At 54.4% G+C, this 16,902-nt stretch carries 15 protein-coding genes; 5 read left to right on the top strand and 10 right to left on the bottom strand.

What is annotated here, in order from left to right:
- Nucleotides 1-89: 89 nt before the first annotated feature.
- The 7 genes from hcp to ACMGGE_RS00920 all read right to left on the bottom strand — a co-directional run bounded on the left by hcp (nt 90) and on the right by ACMGGE_RS00920 (nt 7,172).
- Complete coding sequence (gene hcp / locus ACMGGE_RS00950) at nt 90-581, bottom strand: type VI secretion system effector Hcp (protein WP_023325816.1); 492 nt, start codon at nt 579-581, stop codon at nt 90-92.
- A gap of 4 nt (nt 582-585) precedes the next feature.
- A complete protein-coding gene (locus ACMGGE_RS00945) occupies nt 586-2,310 on the bottom strand; it encodes an OmpA family protein (RefSeq protein ID WP_343666350.1) in 1,725 nt (574 codons plus the stop codon).
- 3 nt (nt 2,311-2,313) lie between these two features.
- Nucleotides 2,314-2,967 (bottom strand): type VI secretion system protein TssL, short form, encoded by a 654-nt coding sequence (gene tssL / locus ACMGGE_RS00940; RefSeq protein WP_343666351.1) that lies wholly within the window; start codon nt 2,965-2,967, stop codon nt 2,314-2,316.
- Nucleotides 2,964-4,301 carry a type VI secretion system baseplate subunit TssK gene (gene tssK / locus ACMGGE_RS00935; RefSeq protein ID WP_343666353.1) on the bottom strand — a complete coding sequence of 446 codons (1,338 nt, stop codon included), beginning with the start codon at nt 4,299-4,301 and terminating at the stop codon, nt 2,964-2,966. The genes tssL and tssK overlap by 4 nt, the downstream gene beginning before the upstream one ends.
- A gap of 18 nt (nt 4,302-4,319) precedes the next feature.
- The gene (gene tssC, locus ACMGGE_RS00930; RefSeq protein WP_045909385.1) at nt 4,320-5,864 is read right to left on the bottom strand and encodes a type VI secretion system contractile sheath large subunit; all 1,545 of its coding nucleotides are present in this window, start codon (nt 5,862-5,864) and stop codon (nt 4,320-4,322) included.
- A gap of 32 nt (nt 5,865-5,896) precedes the next feature.
- On the bottom strand, nt 5,897-6,394 hold the full coding sequence (gene tssB, locus ACMGGE_RS00925; protein ID WP_045909386.1) for a type VI secretion system contractile sheath small subunit: 498 nt from the start codon (nt 6,392-6,394) through the stop codon (nt 5,897-5,899).
- 640 nt (nt 6,395-7,034) lie between these two features.
- On the bottom strand, nt 7,035-7,172 hold the full coding sequence (locus tag ACMGGE_RS00920) for a hypothetical protein (protein ID WP_159427010.1): 138 nt from the start codon (nt 7,170-7,172) through the stop codon (nt 7,035-7,037).
- A 12-nt stretch (nt 7,173-7,184) separates the two neighbouring features.
- On the opposite strand from ACMGGE_RS00920, the gene lpxP reads away from it, so the two are divergent.
- Entirely contained in the window at nt 7,185-8,105 is a 921-nt protein-coding gene (gene lpxP / locus ACMGGE_RS00915; RefSeq protein WP_111967611.1) for a kdo(2)-lipid IV(A) palmitoleoyltransferase, read from the top strand.
- A gap of 358 nt (nt 8,106-8,463) precedes the next feature.
- Complete coding sequence (gene ypdK, locus ACMGGE_RS00910; RefSeq protein WP_099458937.1) at nt 8,464-8,535, top strand: membrane protein YpdK; 72 nt, start codon at nt 8,464-8,466, stop codon at nt 8,533-8,535.
- 52 nt (nt 8,536-8,587) lie between these two features.
- Here the strand turns inward: ypdK and alaC are convergent, their stop codons facing one another.
- Nucleotides 8,588-9,826 carry an alanine transaminase gene (alaC, locus tag ACMGGE_RS00905; RefSeq protein WP_048029637.1) on the bottom strand — a complete coding sequence of 413 codons (1,239 nt, stop codon included), beginning with the start codon at nt 9,824-9,826 and terminating at the stop codon, nt 8,588-8,590.
- 386 nt (nt 9,827-10,212) lie between these two features.
- On the opposite strand from alaC, the gene ACMGGE_RS00900 reads away from it, so the two are divergent.
- Entirely contained in the window at nt 10,213-11,919 is a 1,707-nt protein-coding gene (locus ACMGGE_RS00900) for a sensor histidine kinase (RefSeq protein WP_048029636.1), read from the top strand.
- Between the two features lie 3 nt (nt 11,920-11,922).
- Nucleotides 11,923-12,654, top strand: coding sequence for a LytR/AlgR family response regulator transcription factor (locus tag ACMGGE_RS00895; RefSeq protein WP_023294232.1), 732 nt, complete (start codon nt 11,923-11,925; stop codon nt 12,652-12,654).
- Between the two features lie 35 nt (nt 12,655-12,689).
- Here the strand turns inward: ACMGGE_RS00895 and glk are convergent, their stop codons facing one another.
- Nucleotides 12,690-13,655, bottom strand: a complete 966-nt coding sequence (gene glk, locus ACMGGE_RS00890; protein WP_048029635.1) for a glucokinase — start codon at nt 13,653-13,655, stop codon at nt 12,690-12,692.
- Nucleotides 13,656-13,860: 205 nt separating this feature from the next.
- Between glk and ACMGGE_RS00885 the strand changes: the two genes are divergently transcribed.
- Nucleotides 13,861-15,096, top strand: coding sequence for an ion channel protein (locus ACMGGE_RS00885; RefSeq protein ID WP_045909392.1), 1,236 nt, complete (start codon nt 13,861-13,863; stop codon nt 15,094-15,096).
- Here ACMGGE_RS00885 and ipdC read toward each other — a convergent pair whose 3' ends face one another.
- Nucleotides 15,097-16,755, bottom strand: a complete 1,659-nt coding sequence (gene ipdC, locus ACMGGE_RS00880) for an indolepyruvate decarboxylase (RefSeq protein WP_420293250.1) — start codon at nt 16,753-16,755, stop codon at nt 15,097-15,099.
- Nucleotides 16,756-16,902 lie beyond the last annotated feature (147 nt).

Genomic DNA, 16,902 nt, shown 5'->3' with positions numbered 1-16,902 from the left:
GGCAGGCAGATTGTTTTTTCTTTGCTGAGTGCCCGCATCTCAGGCACTCAGCAAAAAACTGCGGACAGGAAAACCTGCCCGCATCAGGATTACGCCGTGGCGCGTTCGTTCCAGGAATCGGAATGAATGATGTTGCCGTCTTTGTAGGTCCAGGTGATTTTTTCGTAACGCAGTTCAACGCGCTCAAGGTGGTTGTGCTTCTCTTTAGAAGGATCCTTGATGTCATACATTTCAGGATTCACTTTCACTACCTTCACGTTTTCCAGTTTGGTGTTGAAGTACTCCACTTCCTGGCCCGCGTCGTTGATTTTGTACCACTTGAATTCAGCGGATTTCAGGGTCTGACCGGTTGTCACCGCCTTGTACAGATACGGGCTGGAGGAATCGATTTCCTTCGTGAACAGGAACGGCGTGTGGATACGGGTGCCGGTCAGCTTGCCGGTGTTGTTGTCGGTTGGGATGTACAGGTTATGCTCCTGTGCAACCACTTCGATGCTGCCTTCACGATCCTGAACGTCAACAGACCCTTTGATGTCCGCGCCGCCGTCGTCCTTCAGCCAAAGATAAACAGGAATTGCCATGGAATTACTCTCCATTGTGTAGTGAAGCGCCATCATCCTGCGATGGCGCCGGGTGTTTGCCGGGTATCTGACAGGCGTTGGCCTGCGGTACCAGACTGATTTCGACACGGCGGTTGAGCGCACGCCCTTCCAGGGTGTCGTTGGTTGCGACAGGACGGCTTTCGCCATAGCCCTGCACCGCAAAACAGCTTTCGGGCACGTCGCCCGTGTCCCGCATCCAGTTGCGCACCGCTTCGGCGCGTTTCAGAGACAGCGTCTGGTTCAGCTGCGGATTGCCGGTGTTATCGGTATGCCCAGACACGACAATCAGCCAGCCCGGTTTCGCTTTGATGCCAACCAGTGAATTCACCAGCATCCTGGTGGAACCCGCTTTCAGCACGGACTTGCCGGAATCGAACAGCGACATGCTGTCGAGGCGAATGGTTTTCGGTCCCTGGATGATTTTCTTAATAACCGGTGGAGGCGGTGGCGGAGGTGCCCAGTCGCTGAGAGCGGCCTCAACGAGCGGAACCAGGCGCAGCCCCTGATATAGTCCCAGGCGATAACGTAGTGGTTCCCCACGACGCAACCAGTCGTCGAGCAACGCACCATCAGCCCGCAGACGCTGCTGCGCATGCAGTTTCGGTTCAACAGGCTTACCGCTCAGTTGGTGATACAGTGCAAGATGATCGCCAACGTTACGGATGAGGCGCTGGTTGTTCATCCAGGACGCCAGCATCGCCAATGCAAGGAAAATACCCCCGAGTAGCCCGGCATAACCCCAGAATACCTTCCGACGGCTAATACCATGTCGGCGTGGTAACGCTGGCAGAAGCAGTTCAGGTAGCGGCAGTGGCTCTGTGGTCACGGCCGCATCCGGTGGCAGCGCCGTCACAGAGGTAATGTGCTGTTGCCAGAGATTGCCCGCGATACCGTTCACCCGCACCATGCACATGCCCTGCACACAGGGCTTCATCACGGGTAACTCACCCCGCCGTACCGACAACAAGTCATTCACCGCGCTATTCTGCCAGGCAAGCAGACTGTCCAGCCACAGGCCCTGACTCAGACGGGAAAAACGTCCGTCTGACCCAGTATCCCGGGCCCACTCCGTCAGTGACACATTGCCCTGACCAGGCTGATAGACCTGAATACCGCTCTGCTGGCTTATCGTGGTAAACCAGACAGGCTCGGCTTCCGCATACGCCGCCGGTGGTGACACCCAGGTTACGGTCCACATTGGAGGGAGCGTGCCGAATGCCGCGCGACACTGGACGACAGCACGCTGCCAGCCCCGAAGAGACTGGGTAAAATCATCGCTGGATATGTGCTGCTCAGGCACAACCGCCAGCATGACCGAGATTTGCGACACCAGAGCCGGGCGCACCAAACTCAGGTGCTGTGCAAAGAGCGGTAGTTGCTCTGCATCCTTTACCCACAGATACCAGCCCTGCCGGGTTTCCCGGTGACGGGTTCCGGACACAAAGAGTGGAGCGTTATCACCACAGACAAAGATAACCGCCCCCTGAAAATCTTCCGGCGGCAGGCTTTCATCCACAATCTCACGAACGGCGGTTGCCCGCGCCAGAGAACCCCGATACTGGCACCAGAAAATAACTCCGGCCACCAGAGCAACCAGAAGACCGAGTGCTACACGGCTGCCTGTGGACAGTGACCAGAATCCCAGAATGAGCCACAGCGCCAGTATGGCCCCTAGGGCAGTTAACAGACTTCGGTACGTATCCCGCATCGCTTACCCCAGCCTGACGATCTGGCTTACCAGCCCGGTAAGCGAAGACGAAAGGAAAAACCAGAGCGCTGCCAGGGCGACAGCGGCCACAACCCAGCTCAGCCAGTACCAGCGACGGCCGCTGCGCAAACGCGATGCGCGGGCCACGATGGGGGCATCCTGTGCCAATGTGAAGGCGGGCACCCGCTCTGCGAGAGCGCGAACAATATCTTCCCTACGCTCATCATCCTGAGCGCGATACTGTCCCACGAACCCCAGTTGCAGAGCACGGTACATACAGGTCAGGACGGCGGTATCAGGGGCTGCTTCTTTCAGCAGGTTACGGATCCTTTCCCACAGCTCTTCACCTGCGTTGAGGGTACCAAAGAAGTGTGCCTGAAGCGGGTCACGGCGCCAGGTCAGGTAGCCAGCATCGGTAGTTCCCCGGTTCATCACGCTCTCATCAAGCAGTGCACACAGGGTATACACCATATGGTCACGGCTGATGTCGCTGTAACCAGCCTCCGTGAGCGCAGCTTTCGCCTCCCGTACCAGACGGCAGGCACGGCGATAGAGCTCTTCCCCGTCACGCACTTCCTGACCACCCCGCAGCTGGCTGGCCATCAGCCAGCCCGGGTAGAAGATCTGTTCTATCTGACTGAGTTCAGATTTATTCATGTACGTAGCACCGCAAAGAGTTCGAGATCAACATTCCCCAGCGAGCGCGGGGTATAGAAGGTGCAACAGCCCATTTCAAGCATCGCGCGAGCCGCCTCACTGCTCAAATCCAGCGAGAAATACTGGTTCTCAAGGCGCAGCGGGATAGCGGCCGGAACATGCGTCAAAGGCTTAATAAGCATCCCACTCAGCGCTACATTCACCACATCCGAAACATCATCAAAGCTGCCCGCTTTACACAACTGCGGGAATTTTGTCTGAAGCTCATGGTTCGGCATGGAAGAACGTACTGAGAGGTAGAAGTCCGCCCCTTCACGCAGACGCGCGTCGTGCAGAGCACCTTTCCAGATCTGGTCCTGATGCTCCAGGTGGATACTTACTACCCGCGACGGCAGGCTCGCTTCCAGAAGCTTGTCCAGCAATGCCAGCAATGGTGGAAATACCCGCTCAGGAGCATCGTGCTGATAAGCAGGAATGTCCCCGGCGTCATGCTCCAGTGAAAATGTCAGCAGGCTGCCGGCAAGACGGGTCAGTTCACGATACAGAAGTTCCGGGTGACGATCGGGCGTCTGCAGAAGTTCCGTTAACACCGGCTCGGCGCTGTTCAGAGCATTCAGCAGCCAGAACAGGGAGACATCCGCGACAGCAAAGTCTGCCATCCGCTCATTGCTTTCACGGCGCATGGACATCAGGCGGCGGCGGCGGGCCTGCAGACGAACCAGCAGGTCACCCAGTTCGGCAGTCAGCGACGGGCTTGCAGAAACGGAAAGCATTGGGGGAATGAAAGCAGGATCCCGACCCCACTGCCCCTGAGCATTACGCACCAGGCGGGTCACCGGACAGGTTAAATATGCCTTGTTTTCCTGGCTGGACAGACGCAGTGTTAGCGCATTACGTAGAATGGCGAGTTCTCCGCTTTCATGACCAGCCAGTTCCTGCACCACCACACGTTCGGCTTTCCAGCGACGGGGGCGTTCACTATCCTGCCCGTTATCGAGGTTGCCACCACTGGCGCTCAGCAGCGGCAATGCGGCAACCACCTCAACAGCCTCTGAGCCGTTTGCGGCAGACAAATCACAGACCGGCGGAATGTTATCCGCCAGATCCGTATCAACAATCGTGCCATCCTGGAAACGTACGACCAGACGGATGGCATTCAGACGCGAGAGCGCAAGTGCAGCATCATCAAATTCTGCCGCAACCACGCCCCAGGGATGAGAAATACCCATCCGGGCGACCATGCTGGCAACGTGCTCACTCCAGCGGACCTGCTGCTGGAACTGTTGCGGGGCCAGAGCGGCCCCATCCTCCCAAAGTGGGCGGTAAATTTTCATCCCTGATCACCCCTCGCCTTACGATTTCGCTTTCGGCATCTGGGAAACCAGCGACAGGTTGACGTCCATCCCTTCCACCTGGAAGTGCGGAATCGCATACAATTTCACGCGGAAGAAGCCCGGGTTATCCTCAATATCTTCCACCACCACTTTTGCATCACGCAGTGGATGAGATGCCTGAAGTTCGTCGCCCGGATCGGTCATTTCGGTCACCAGACTGCGGACCCAGGTGTTCAGCTCCAGCTCCAGCAGTCGGCGATCCTTGGTGGTACCGATGTTCTCGCGCTGAATCAGCTTCAGGTAGTGGGCGATACGCGACAGCAGGAAGATGTACGGCAGACGGGCGTTGATGCGGCTGTTGGCCGTTGCATCTGCGGTATCATACAGCGCCGGTTTCTGGGCGGAGTTGGCTGAGAAGAAGCAGGCGTAGTCGCGGTTTTTATAGTAGGACAAAGGAATAAAGCCCAGATTCGCGAACTCGAATTCACGCGTTTCAGGGATCATGACCTCAGACGGGATTTTTACCTGATTGCCGGTACCCAGGTCATACAGATGGATAGGCAGATCCTGAACCGCACCGCCGGCCTGCGGGCCACGGATTTGTACACACCAGCCATTATTGATAAAGCTACGCACCATGTTGGACGCGAAGGCAAACGACGCATTCGTCCACAGGTATTTGTCGTGATCCGGACCTTTGACTTCTTCAACATAGTTGAAGCTGCGAACCGGAACAGTATCCGGGCCATACGGTAAACGTCCCAGTACGCGGGGCATCACCAGACCAATGTAGCGAGCGTCGTCCGTATCGCGGAACGATTTCCACTTGATGTACTCTGCGCGGTCAAAATAGTTACCAATATCTTTAATCGCCGCGACGTCTTCCATGGACTCCTTGAGGAAGAATTTCGGGCCTGCCGAGCCGATAAATGGCATATGTGCAGCCGCAGATACTTTAGAGATGTTGCGCAGCAGAGCGACATCCTGCGCTGAAGCATCGAACTCATAAGCGGAAATCAGCGCCGCAATCGGCTCGCCGCCCGGGGTATCGTATTCATCAATGTAGGCGTGTTTATAGAGACCACTCTGGATAATTTCCGGGCTGTCTTCAAAGTCCTGGCGAAGGTCTTCTTTAGACATGCTCAGAAGCTCAATTTTTACGTTCTGGCGAAAATCCGTTTTATCAACCAGCGACTTCACGCCGCGCCACAGGCTCTCAACCGCCTGAAATTCTTCATGGTGCATAACGGCGTCGAGCTGGCGGCTTATCTGGTAATCGAGCTCAGCGATGTGGTGATCGATCAGGCTTTTATCCAGTTTTTCGACCTTCGAGCCTGCCTTGGTCAGGCATTCCAGAAAGACCTGCATACCTGCGGTGAGACGCTCGTCAGCGGTCGCATCCGACATCGCCTGCGCATCTTGCCAGATATCCAGCGCGCTCAGTTCGGAGACCGGGTTCAGATTGATTTTCTCAAACAGTGAAGCGTATACCCCACCCACAGCAGGGCGTTCCAGCACCACGCTTTCCCCGCCAGCAGTATTATTTTGTACAGACATGAGCATTCCTTGATTAATCCGTTAAAACAGCATGATGGTTAAGGTTTTTTTGAAGCCAGTGCGGATAGTTCATTTCGCAACTCAGCACTAAGTGACTGGTCAAGAACGATTTTCTCCAGCTCTTTTCGGAAAGTCTGGTTATCCAGCAGGTTGGCTTTCAGATCGCGGAGCAAGTTGCGCATTGCCAGCATCGCCTTCAGCTGTGGAATTTGGGCAGCCACCTGCTCTGGCGTGAAATCTTTCATGCTCTGGAAAGTCAGCTGAATGTTGTCCTCACCACCATCGTCAGACAGCGTATTTTTAACGGCCAGGTTAACTTTTGGGGAATATTCGGAAAGAACGCTGTCAAAATTATTTTTGGTGATGTTAATCTTTTCGCGCTCAGATATTGTCGCAGATTCCTGCCCATTACTGAAATCACCCGCAACAAGCAATTTCAAGGGTAATTCCATTTTCTTGCTTGCTCCGCCAGTATGCAGGTCAAGCTTCAGGTTAATACGTGCCTTAGGCACCTCATTCTGAAAACTGTCAGCCATCTAATCATCCCTCTTTGTTTTGCTATGCCAACTTCACGGTATCGTTCTTGATGCGCAATAATAGAATAATGATCGGAACAAAATCAAATACACAGATCATTAATCCGATACAAGAATTTTCTTAAGAATTTTCCACTAAGACATTATCGTAAATAGGACAACTAAATCAGGAAAAGAAACTGCTCTTTTCGCACAAATCGAATATTTGTATCGCAGAAGGGATTGTAGCCAGAGAGATATTTATAAAAACATCATGTTTTGATTTGCATCACAGCATAACGTCAAAAAGCGCGAAAGAACGACAATATCTTATTGCGGCACGATTAAAAGAAGACAGGAATGGATGTAAGCAGATGGCTATTCCATTGATGGTATGAATAACGCTTAAGAATTTTCACGAAGAAATTTCTTATTTATTATGCGGAGGAATAAATAAAGGCGTAAATGTTTAATTTGGCGCAAATCAACAATACCGTTTTTTTTCTTTACGACTTCCCTATGAGCGCTAACGCTTTTGCCTTCCGCTCAGGCAGGAAAGGCGCTTTCATGCGACTGCCTATAAAATCTGTAAAATCAATCACCTTCCGAACTGTCGCTTTTTTAATCAAAAACGAGTAATAGCACATATCGTATAACGGTGCTACATTACGCCGCCCGCCCAAATCAGCAGTGGCCAGGCAACGCCGTAAAGTTCGGTAAAGCCTGCAACCATCACCTTGAAGAACGGTCTTATCGGCACGTCGTATCGCAAACTCTGCGCTACCTTTACAGGCTTCACATAGGTTTCACTATTTTGTCTCAATCCAAATTTCAACGCGCGTTTTTACACCCGCGTTACTGGTTTACATGGTTTGGTCTTGGCGTTCTCTGGCTGCTGGTTCAACTTCCGTACCCTGTACTGCGTTTGCTGGGGTCGAAACTGGGCAGCGCTTCCCGCGTCTTCCTGAAACGTCGCGAATCTATCGCGCGGAAAAATATTGAGCTTTGCTTTCCGCAGTACAATGCCGAAGAGCGCGAGAAGCTCATCGCTGAAAACTTTAAGTCTATCGGCATGGCGCTCCTTGAAACCGGCATGGCCTGGTTCTGGCCGGATGAGCGTGTCCGTAAGTGGTTTGATGTAGAAGGACTGGATAACCTGCAACGCGCGCAGATGCAAAAACGCGGTGTGATGGTCGTCGGCGTTCACTTTATGTCGCTGGAACTGGGTGGCCGCGTGATGGGCCTGTGCCAGCCAATGATGGCGACCTATCGACCACACAACAGTGCGCTGATGGAGTGGGTCCAGACGCGTGGCCGCATGCGTTCCAATAAGGCGATGATCAGCCGTAATAACCTGCGCGGTATGGTCGGTGCCCTGAAGAAAGGTGAAGCCGTCTGGTTTGCACCCGATCAGGATTATGGACGTAAAGGCAGCAGCTTTGCGCCTTTCTTTGCGGTTAAAGATGTTGCGACGACTAACGGCACCTTTGTCATCTCTCGTTTGTCAGGCGCCTCCATGCTGACCGTAACGATGGTGAGAAAAGCAGATAAATCAGGCTATCGTCTGCACATCTCTCCTGAAATGGCTAACTATCCGGAAAACGAGTGCGAAGCCGCGGCGTTTATCAATAAAGTCATCGAAACTGAAATCATGCGTGCGCCAGAGCAGTATCTGTGGATGCATCGTCGTTTCAAAACCCGCCCTCTTGGCGAAGCCTCGCTCTATATTTAAGCCTTTCATTAAGGTTAGTTTCGCTAAGAAACTAACCTTTTCAATCACCTGTCATCCCGTTGAGAAATCGTCTTTCATTGCGTCGCCCAAAGTGAATTTATTGCGATGCGAAATCAAACTGTCGCCGTTCCACGACACTCGTAAGTAACGGAAATTATTTAAAAAAATCCCTCTTGTCACCCCTCATTTTTAGGCGTACATTAGCGCCGTCTGGCAACAGGAAAGCACAGAATTCTGAGCTGGAGTGAGCGGCGTAACGGGAAAATTCTCATTTCCGTTTTGACCGGATTTCAGTTCTCTATAATCAGGTGGACTCTGTTTTTAAATGCGTACCACAAGATACGCGGAGCGATGAAACGTGAAATATTTCTTTATGGGCATTTCGGTGATTGTTTTAGTCTGGGCCGGAACCTTTGCCCTGATGATCTAGTGAAGAACATGCAGTCAAAAAAACAGGAGCCATCGGCTCCTGTTTTTTTATGTCATGTCGACGCGGGATGTTCAGACACGCTCTTCGACGAAAGAAGGCCGTCGGCCCGGAACATACTCTTGATGCCCCTCACCGCCTGACGAATGCGGTCACTGTTTTCAATCAGGGCAAATCGCACATGGGTGTCGCCATAATCACCAAAGCCAATGCCCGGTGATACGCACACCTTCGCATCCTGCAGCAGCTTTTTGGCAAACTCCAGCGATCCCATCGCCGCGTATGGCTCCGGAATTTTTGCCCAGACGTACATAGACGCCTTCGGCATTTCCACCATCCAGCCCGCTTCATGCAAGCCCTTTACCAGCACGTCACGGCGGCGCTTATACTGGGCGGCAATCTCGTGAACGCACTGCTGGTCGCCTTCCAGGGCAGCAATAGCCGCGACCTGTAGCGGCGTGAAGGTACCATAGTCGTGGTAACTCTTAATGCGCGCCAGTGCGCTCACCAGCGTTTTGTTACCCACCATAAAGCCAATACGCCAGCCTGCCATGTTGTAGCTTTTTGACAGCGTAAAGAATTCGACCGCCACGTCACGCGCGCCCGGAACCTGCATGATTGAAGGCGCTTTCCAGCCGTCATAAACAATGTCAGCGTAGGCTAAATCATGAACCACCAGCACGTCATACCGCTTGGCCAGGGCGACGACTTTCTCGAAGAAATCGAGCTCCACACACTGGGCGGTTGGGTTTGACGGGAAACCGAGGATCATCATCTTCGGTTTCGGATAACTTTCGCGTATCGCACGCTCAAGTTCGTTAAAGAAATCGACACCTTCCACCAGCGGAACGGAACGGACCTGCGCCCCGGCAATCACCGCGCCGTAGATGTGGATCGGGTAGCTTGGATTAGGCACCAGCACCGTATCGCCATGATCCAGCGTGGCCAACATCAGGTGAGCGAGCCCCTCTTTCGAGCCGATGGTGACAATCGCTTCACTTTCCGGATCGATATCAACCTGATAGCGATCCTGATACCAACGCGAGATCGCGCGACGTAATCTGGGAATACCGCGAGAGGTCGAGTAGCCGTGCGTATCCGGACGCTGGGCAACCGTGCAGAGCTTTTCAACGATATGCGGCGGCGTTGGGCCGTCAGGGTTACCCATGCTGAAATCAATAATATCTTCGCCGCGCCGACGCGCAGCCATTTTCAGTTCAGCAGTGATATTGAAAACATAAGGGGGGAGACGATCGATACGCGTAAAACGGCGTTCAGGACTGAATTCAGCCATAGATTCCTCAGATTAACGTTAGCGCCCGGACCGTCCGAGCGACGCTGCCACCGATGTGGCATGCTTAGAAAATAACCTGAAAAAAATCATGCTGTCGAGAGGGAAATGAAAAAAAAGCGATCGCCTGAAAACCGGAACCCGGCAGTGCCAAAAAGCGGAAGCCCCTGTTTCAGGGTTGGCTTTCTGATAGCCGTTATTTAACAGGATGATATCAAAACAGTTACCTGACGATACGCTGGCTATAAAAAATCTGGCCGTGTCCGTGATCGCCGGACAATCCCCTTTAAGAATTATGGTTTTTCCTCATTTGATAAACCTGACGGATAGCTGGTCAATACGCGTCAGGTTTTTTATCATGGTTCTTTCCCGTTTTCCCAGGTCTACTCGTGCACGAAATATTCACTATGCTGCTGGCGGTTTTTGACCGTGCGGCATTAATGCTGATTTGCCTGTTCTTCCTCATCCGCATTCGCCTGTTTCGCGAGCTGTTGCACAAATCCGCCCACTCGCCAAAAGAGCTGCTGGCCGTTACCGCCATCTTCTCGCTGTTCGCCCTGTTCAGCACCTGGTCAGGCGTGCCGGTAGAGGGCTCGCTGGTTAACGTGCGCATTATCGCCGTGATGTCCGGCGGAATTTTGTTTGGCCCGTGGGTGGGCGTTATCACCGGCGTGATTGCCGGAACCCATCGCTACCTGATTGATATCGGCGGCGTCACGGCGGTGCCCTGCTTTATTACCAGCATTATCGCCGGGGTGCTCTCCGGCTGGATCAGCCGCAAAATCCCGAAAAAACAGCGCTGGCGCGCAGGGATCGTCGCAGGCATGGTATGCGAAACGCTGACCATGATCCTGGTCGTCGTCTGGGCCCCGACCACCGCGCTGGGGCTGGATATCGTCTCGAAAATCGGGATTCCGATGATCCTGGGCAGCGTGTGCATCGGTTTTATCGTGCTGCTGGTGCAAAGCGTTGAAGGGGAAAAAGAGGCCAGCGCCGCCCGTCAGGCCAAGCTGGCGCTGGATATCGCCAACAAAACGCTACCGCTTTTCCGCCACGTTAACGCGGAGTCGTTGCGTCAGGTCTGCGAGATTATCCGCCACGACATCCACGCAGACGCCGTCGCCATCACCAATATTGACCACGTGCTGGCCTACGTTGGCGTCGGGGAACACAACTATCGCGACAACGATGACACCATCAGCCCAACCACCAGACAGGCGATCAACTACGGTAAAATCATCATTAAAAACAATGATGAAGCCCACCGAACGCCGGAAATCCACTCGATGCTGGTGATCCCGCTGTGGGAGAAAGGCGTCGTGACGGGCACCCTGAAAATTTATTACTGTCACGCGCATCAGATCACCTCCTCGCTCCAGGAGATGGCGATTGGCCTGTCGCAGATTATCTCCACCCAGCTGGAAGTCTCCCGTGCAGAACAGTTGCGTGAGATGGCAAATAAGGCAGAGCTGCGCGCGCTGCAGAGCAAAATCAATCCCCATTTCCTGTTTAACGCGCTGAACGCGATCTCCTCGTCCATACGTCTTAATCCGGACACCGCGCGACAGCTGATTTTTAACCTGTCCCGCTATCTGCGCTACAACATCGAGTTGAAAGATGACGAGCAGATCGACATCAAAAAAGAGCTGTATCAGATCAAAGACTACATCGCGATTGAGCAGGCGCGCTTTGGCGACAAACTCACGGTCATTTACGATATTGATGAAGAGGTCAACTGCGTGATCCCGAGCCTGCTTATCCAGCCGCTGGTCGAAAACGCGATTGTTCACGGCATTCAGCCGTGTAAAGGCAAAGGCGTCGTCACCATCAGCGTCACCGAAAGCGGCAACCGCGTGCGTATTGCGGTGCGCGATACCGGACACGGCATTGATCCAAAAGTTATTGAGCGCGTGGAGTCTAACGAAATGCCCGGAAATAAAATCGGCCTGCTGAACGTGCATCACCGGGTCAAGCTGCTTTACGGCGATGGGCTGCACATTCAGCGTCTTGAACCGGGCACCGAAATTGCTTTTTACGTCCCGAACGAGCGCTCTCCCGTTCATTCAACAACATCACTGTTGCCCCAGGTGGAGTAACCCATGAAAGTCATCATCGTAGAAGATGAAATCCTGGCTCAACAGGAGCTAACCTGGCTTATCAACACCCACAGCCAGATGGAGATTGTGGGCACCTTTGATGACGGTCTGGACGTGCTGAAGTTTTTGCAGCATAACCGGGTCGACGCCATCTTCCTGGATATCAACATTCCGTCGCTGGATGGCGTATTGCTAGCGCAAAACATCAATCAGTTTGCCCATAAGCCGTTTATTGTGTTCGTGACCGCATGGAAAGAGCACGCCGTAGAGGCCTTCGAGCTGGAAGCGTTTGACTATATCCTTAAGCCTTACCAGGAGTCGCGGATTGTCAGCATGCTGCAAAAGCTGGAGGCCGCATGGCAGCAGCAGACCGCCCCTGCAAGCGCCAGCCCAACGGTACGGGAAAACGACACCATTAATCTGGTCAAAGATGAGCGCATCATCGTGACGCCGGTCAATGATATCTACTATGCCGAAGCCCATGAAAAGATGACGTTTGTTTATACGCGGCGGGAATCTTACGTGATGGCGATGAACATCACCGAGTTTTGCAGCAAGCTGCCTGCGTCGCACTTTTTCCGCTGCCACCGCTCGTTCTGCGTGAATTTAAACAAGATCCGCGAGATCGAACCGTGGTTTAACAACACCTATATCTTGCGCCTGAAGGATCTGGATTTTCAGGTGCCGGTGAGCCGCAGCAAGGTGAAAGAGTTCCGCCAGCTTATGCACCTGTAACGAAAAAGCCCTCTCCCGCGGGAGAGGGCCAGGCATCAGAGAATCTGACCGAGAACCTGACGCAGGTGGGCACCCGACCCCAGCAGCCCTGGGTTATCATGCACAATCAGATAAACCGGGATGTCCTGCACGTAGCTTCTGAAGCGCCCTTTATCCTCAAACCCGCCGCGGAAGCCGGAGGCTTTAAAGAAGTCGAGGAAGCGCGGCACAATGCCGCCCGCGATATAAACGCCCCCGAAGGTGCCCAGCGTCAGCGCCAGGTTGCCGCCGAAGCGTCCCATAATCACGCAGAACAGCGACAGGGCACGACGGCAGTCAATGCAGCTGTCCGCCAGCGCGCGTTCGGTGACGTCTTTCGGCTGCAGGTTTTCCGGCAGACGACCGTCTGACTTCACAATCGCCCGGTACAGGTTCACCAGCCCCGGCCCTGACAGCACGCGCTCGGCGGAGACGTGGCCGATCTCCGCGCGTAATTCTTCGAGGATAATGCCCTCTTCTTCGCTGTTTGGCGCAAAGTCAACGTGACCGCCTTCACCCGGCAGGCTCACCCAACGCTGAGCAACATGCACCAGATGTGAAACGCCCAGACCGGTACCGGCCCCGTAAACCGCAATCGGCTTACCTTCGACCGGCTCAGCGCCACCGAACTGGATCAGATGCTCAGGCTTCAGCATCGGGATCGCCATGGACACCGCGGTGAAGTCATTGATGATTTCAAGATGCGCAAAGCCGAGGTTTTTTTTCATCTCGGCGATGGAGAATGCCCAGGTATGGTTGGTCATGGCGACCCAGTCGCCGGTTATCGGACAGGCAATGGCGATGCAGCCATCTTCGACGCTTACCTGATGCTCGTCCAGATAGACGCGGACAACGGCCTCAAGACTTGGATAATCCAGCCCGGAATAGGTTTTCGCCCGGGAAATTTCACCGCTACTTACATCGCATAATGCGAGGCGCGCGTTCGTGCCGCCCACATCACCTACCAAAGCATACTTTGTCATTCTTCTACTGCTCCGCTAAAGTCAGAATAAATCTTTGGGACACTGTAAATTCAAGGCGTGATAACAACAACGACCGGAAGGTGAATGCCCATGGATTATCGATCTTCGTCACAGAATAACTTTACCGTTTCAGCACCTTTTGCACTATTGCCATAAGGCTTAATGTGCAAAGTAACGTCATACCGTTTTGTACAAGGAAATCATCATGCTCCACCCGCGAGCCAGAACCATGCTGTTGCTGGCCATTCCGGCGCTCATCATTGGCGTGGTTTCAAGTCTGGTGCTCATCGTCGTGATGAAAGTCGCGTCGGTGCTGCAAACACTATTATGGAACGCGCTTCCTGCAGGACTGGGCGTCACCGCTGACTCTCCTGCCTGGATCGTTGGGATGCTGACGTTAACCGGTATCGCGGTGGGCCTGGTGATCCGTTTCAGTCCCGGCCATGCTGGACCAGACCCGGCGCAGGAACCGCTGATTGGTGCCCCGGTTTCCCCTTCGGCACTGCCGGGGCTGATTATCGCGTTGATTCTCGGTCTGGCCGGCGGCGTCAGCCTGGGGCCAGAGCATCCGATTATGGCCGTGAATATTGGCCTGGCAGTTTTTCTCGGTTCACGCATTTTGCCCCGCGTCGGCGCGCTGGACTGGACCATTCTCGCCTCAGCAGGCACCATCGGGGCGCTTTTCGGCACGCCCGTGGCGGCAGCACTGATCTTTTCGCAGACGCTCAGTAGCAATAACGATGTCCCGCTCTGGGATAAACTGTTTGCTCCGCTGATGGCCGCCGCCGCCGGGGCGTTGACCACCAGCCTGTTTTTCCATCCCCATTTTTCACTCTCCTTGCCCCACTACGGCCAGATGCAAATCGCCGATATCTTCAGCGGCGCCATCGTCGTCGCCATCGCCATTGCGCTGGGCATGGTGGCAGTATGGTGTCTTCCACGTCTGCACCGGCTGATGCATCGACTCAAACACCCGGTGTTAATTCTGGGAGCTGGCGGTTTGATCCTCGGTATTTTAGGCGCAATCGGCGGGCCGGTGACGCTGTTTAAAGGGCTGGACGAGATGCAGCAGCTGGCTTTCAGCCAGATATTTAGCGTCTCCGACTATCTGCTGTTTGCCGTGATCAAGCTGGCAGCGCTGGTGGTGGCGGCCGCCTGCGGTTTCCGTGGTGGACGCATCTTCCCGGCGGTCTTTGTCGGCGTCGCGCTGGGGCTGATGCTGCACGAGCATGTCGATGCGGTCCCGGCGGCGATTACCGTCTCTTGTTCTATTCTGGGGTTGGTTCTGGTGGTCACGCGAGACGCGTGGCTAAGCCTGTTTATGGCGGCGGTCGTCGTACCGGATTCGACGCTTTTCCCTCTGCTTTGTATCGTGATGTTGCCCGCCTGGCTCCTGCTGGCGGGCAAACCGATGATGATGGCCTGGCGAAACGACAAATAATCAGGCGCTATTGCGCGCTTCCAGCGCTTTGGTGATCGCCCCCAGCAGCGGTGGGATATCGGCTTTCGGCAGCATCACCTCAATCAGCGAGAGCCGCTCGTGATGCGCCACTTTTTCAAGGACGTCCGCCAGCTGCTCCGCTTCACTGACCCGCCAGCACTGGGCCTGAGGATCAAGGCTCAGTGCCTGCGGGATTTGCGTCCAGTTCCATAGCGCAATGTCGTTATACCGCTGCTCAGGCCCATGGATCGCTCTTTCCACCGTATACCCTTCGTTGTTAAGGACCAGAATGATGGGGTGTTGTTTATCCCGCAGCATCGAGCCGAGCTCCTGGATGGTGAGCTGCGCCGCGCCATCCCCCGTCAGAACAATCACGCGCCGGTTCGGGCAGGCCGTTTGTGCGCCAAATGCCGCCGCCAGCGTATAGCCAATCGATCCCCACAGCGGCTGGACGATAAAATTCACATCAGCCGGCAGACGAAGGTCGATCGCGCCGAAGGCCGAGGTGCCCTGATCCGCAAGAATAATGTCTCCCGGACGAATAAACGTCTGCAGCGTTTGCCAGAAATTCGCCTGCGTCAGCGAGCCATCCGGCTGCGGGTAGGCCATCGCGCTTTGAGAGGACGGCACGGGCATCTCGTGCACGTGCTGTTTGCACAGCTCCACCAGCGTTTCGATTGCCTGAAGCATGGGGATGCCGGTAAACCAGATATCACCAACGCGTGAGGCATGAGGCTGAACTTCTATCGTCTGCGCCGGGGTGAGCTGGTGCGTGAAGCCGGCGGTCAGGGTATCGGTAAATCGCGTGCCGATGCACAGTACGGTATCCGCCCCTTCAATCGCCTCTTTTACCGCGCCAGCGCTCGCCGAACCGCTGTAGGTGCCGTAAAAACCAGCGTGACGCTCGTCGAATATCCCTTTGCCCATCAGCATGGTGGCGTGTGCCATCGGCACGTCTTTGACCCATTTCTGTAGTGCATGCTTCAGGCCATGGCGCAGGACAAGGAAATCAGCCAGCAGCGCAGTACGCTTGCTCCTGGCAAGCCTGTTTTCTGCAGCATCCCGGAATGCTTTCAGGCAGGCGCTATCGGCATGCGTATGCCGGAGCGTGAGAGCGTTTACAGGAGGAGTGGCGGCTTTTTTTGCCACGTCGGCAGGCAGCATCAGATAGCCGGGGCGACGCTCCCGGAGCATGGTCGTTAACACCCGGTCGATTTCATAACAGGCGTTTTGTTCGGTCAGGATCGCCTGCGCAGCGGTGATCGGCTCGCTCATATGATAAAAGTGACGAAACTCACCGTCGCCCAGCGTATGGTGCAGCAGCTCACCTCTTTGCTGGGATGCCATCCCCGGCGCACCCACAATATGCAAGACCGGAACGTGCTCGGCGTAGCTGCCCGCAATGCCGTTCATGGCGCTTAACTCTCCTACGCCAAATGTCGTCAGTAGCGCGGCGAAGCCCTTACATCGTGCATATCCGTCAGCGGCGTAAGAGGCGTTTAATTCGTTGGCACAGCCCACCCAACAGATGTCCGGGCTGTCTATTACATGGTCGAGAAACTGCAGGTTATAGTCGCCCGGCACGCCAAACAGATGATCGGCTCCACAATCTGTAAGACGGTCCAGCAGGTAATCGGCGACGCAGTATGGGGTACGCATAAACAGGTATCCTTCTAATGTTTTGACCTCACCTTGAGTATTAAATAAGCGTGATGGCTGTCCAGAATTGGCGATAAGAAGGACATGGAAAGAATGCTTTACAAAAAAGGCTGCGCTATGCTGCTTTTTTTCACGTAAATGTAAACG

Source organism: Enterobacter sp. BNK-22 (assembly GCF_048684805.1).
GTDB lineage: Bacteria > Pseudomonadota > Gammaproteobacteria > Enterobacterales > Enterobacteriaceae > Enterobacter > Enterobacter quasiroggenkampii.
The sequence above is the reverse complement of the archived record's forward strand: the minus strand, read 5'-3'. Positions and strand labels throughout refer to the sequence as shown.

What these genes read in the sequence shown, in the direction of transcription:
- ipdC (WP_420293250.1), bottom strand. Translation starts at nt 16,755, where the DNA reads ATGCGTACCCCATACTGCGTCGCCGATTACCTGCTGGACCGTCTTACA.
- ACMGGE_RS00895 (WP_023294232.1), top strand. Translation starts at nt 11,923, where the DNA reads ATGAAAGTCATCATCGTAGAAGATGAAATCCTGGCTCAACAGGAGCTA.
- hcp (WP_023325816.1), bottom strand. Translation starts at nt 581, where the DNA reads ATGGCAATTCCTGTTTATCTTTGGCTGAAGGACGACGGCGGCGCGGAC.
- tssL (WP_343666351.1), bottom strand. Translation starts at nt 2,967, where the DNA reads ATGAATAAATCTGAACTCAGTCAGATAGAACAGATCTTCTACCCGGGC.
- alaC (WP_048029637.1), bottom strand. Translation starts at nt 9,826, where the DNA reads ATGGCTGAATTCAGTCCTGAACGCCGTTTTACGCGTATCGATCGTCTC.
- ACMGGE_RS00885 (WP_045909392.1), top strand. Translation starts at nt 13,861, where the DNA reads ATGCTCCACCCGCGAGCCAGAACCATGCTGTTGCTGGCCATTCCGGCG.
- glk (WP_048029635.1), bottom strand. Translation starts at nt 13,655, where the DNA reads ATGACAAAGTATGCTTTGGTAGGTGATGTGGGCGGCACGAACGCGCGC.
- tssK (WP_343666353.1), bottom strand. Translation starts at nt 4,301, where the DNA reads ATGAAAATTTACCGCCCACTTTGGGAGGATGGGGCCGCTCTGGCCCCG.
- tssC (WP_045909385.1), bottom strand. Translation starts at nt 5,864, where the DNA reads ATGCTCATGTCTGTACAAAATAATACTGCTGGCGGGGAAAGCGTGGTG.
- ACMGGE_RS00945 (WP_343666350.1), bottom strand. Translation starts at nt 2,310, where the DNA reads ATGCGGGATACGTACCGAAGTCTGTTAACTGCCCTAGGGGCCATACTG.
- tssB (WP_045909386.1), bottom strand. Translation starts at nt 6,394, where the DNA reads ATGGCTGACAGTTTTCAGAATGAGGTGCCTAAGGCACGTATTAACCTG.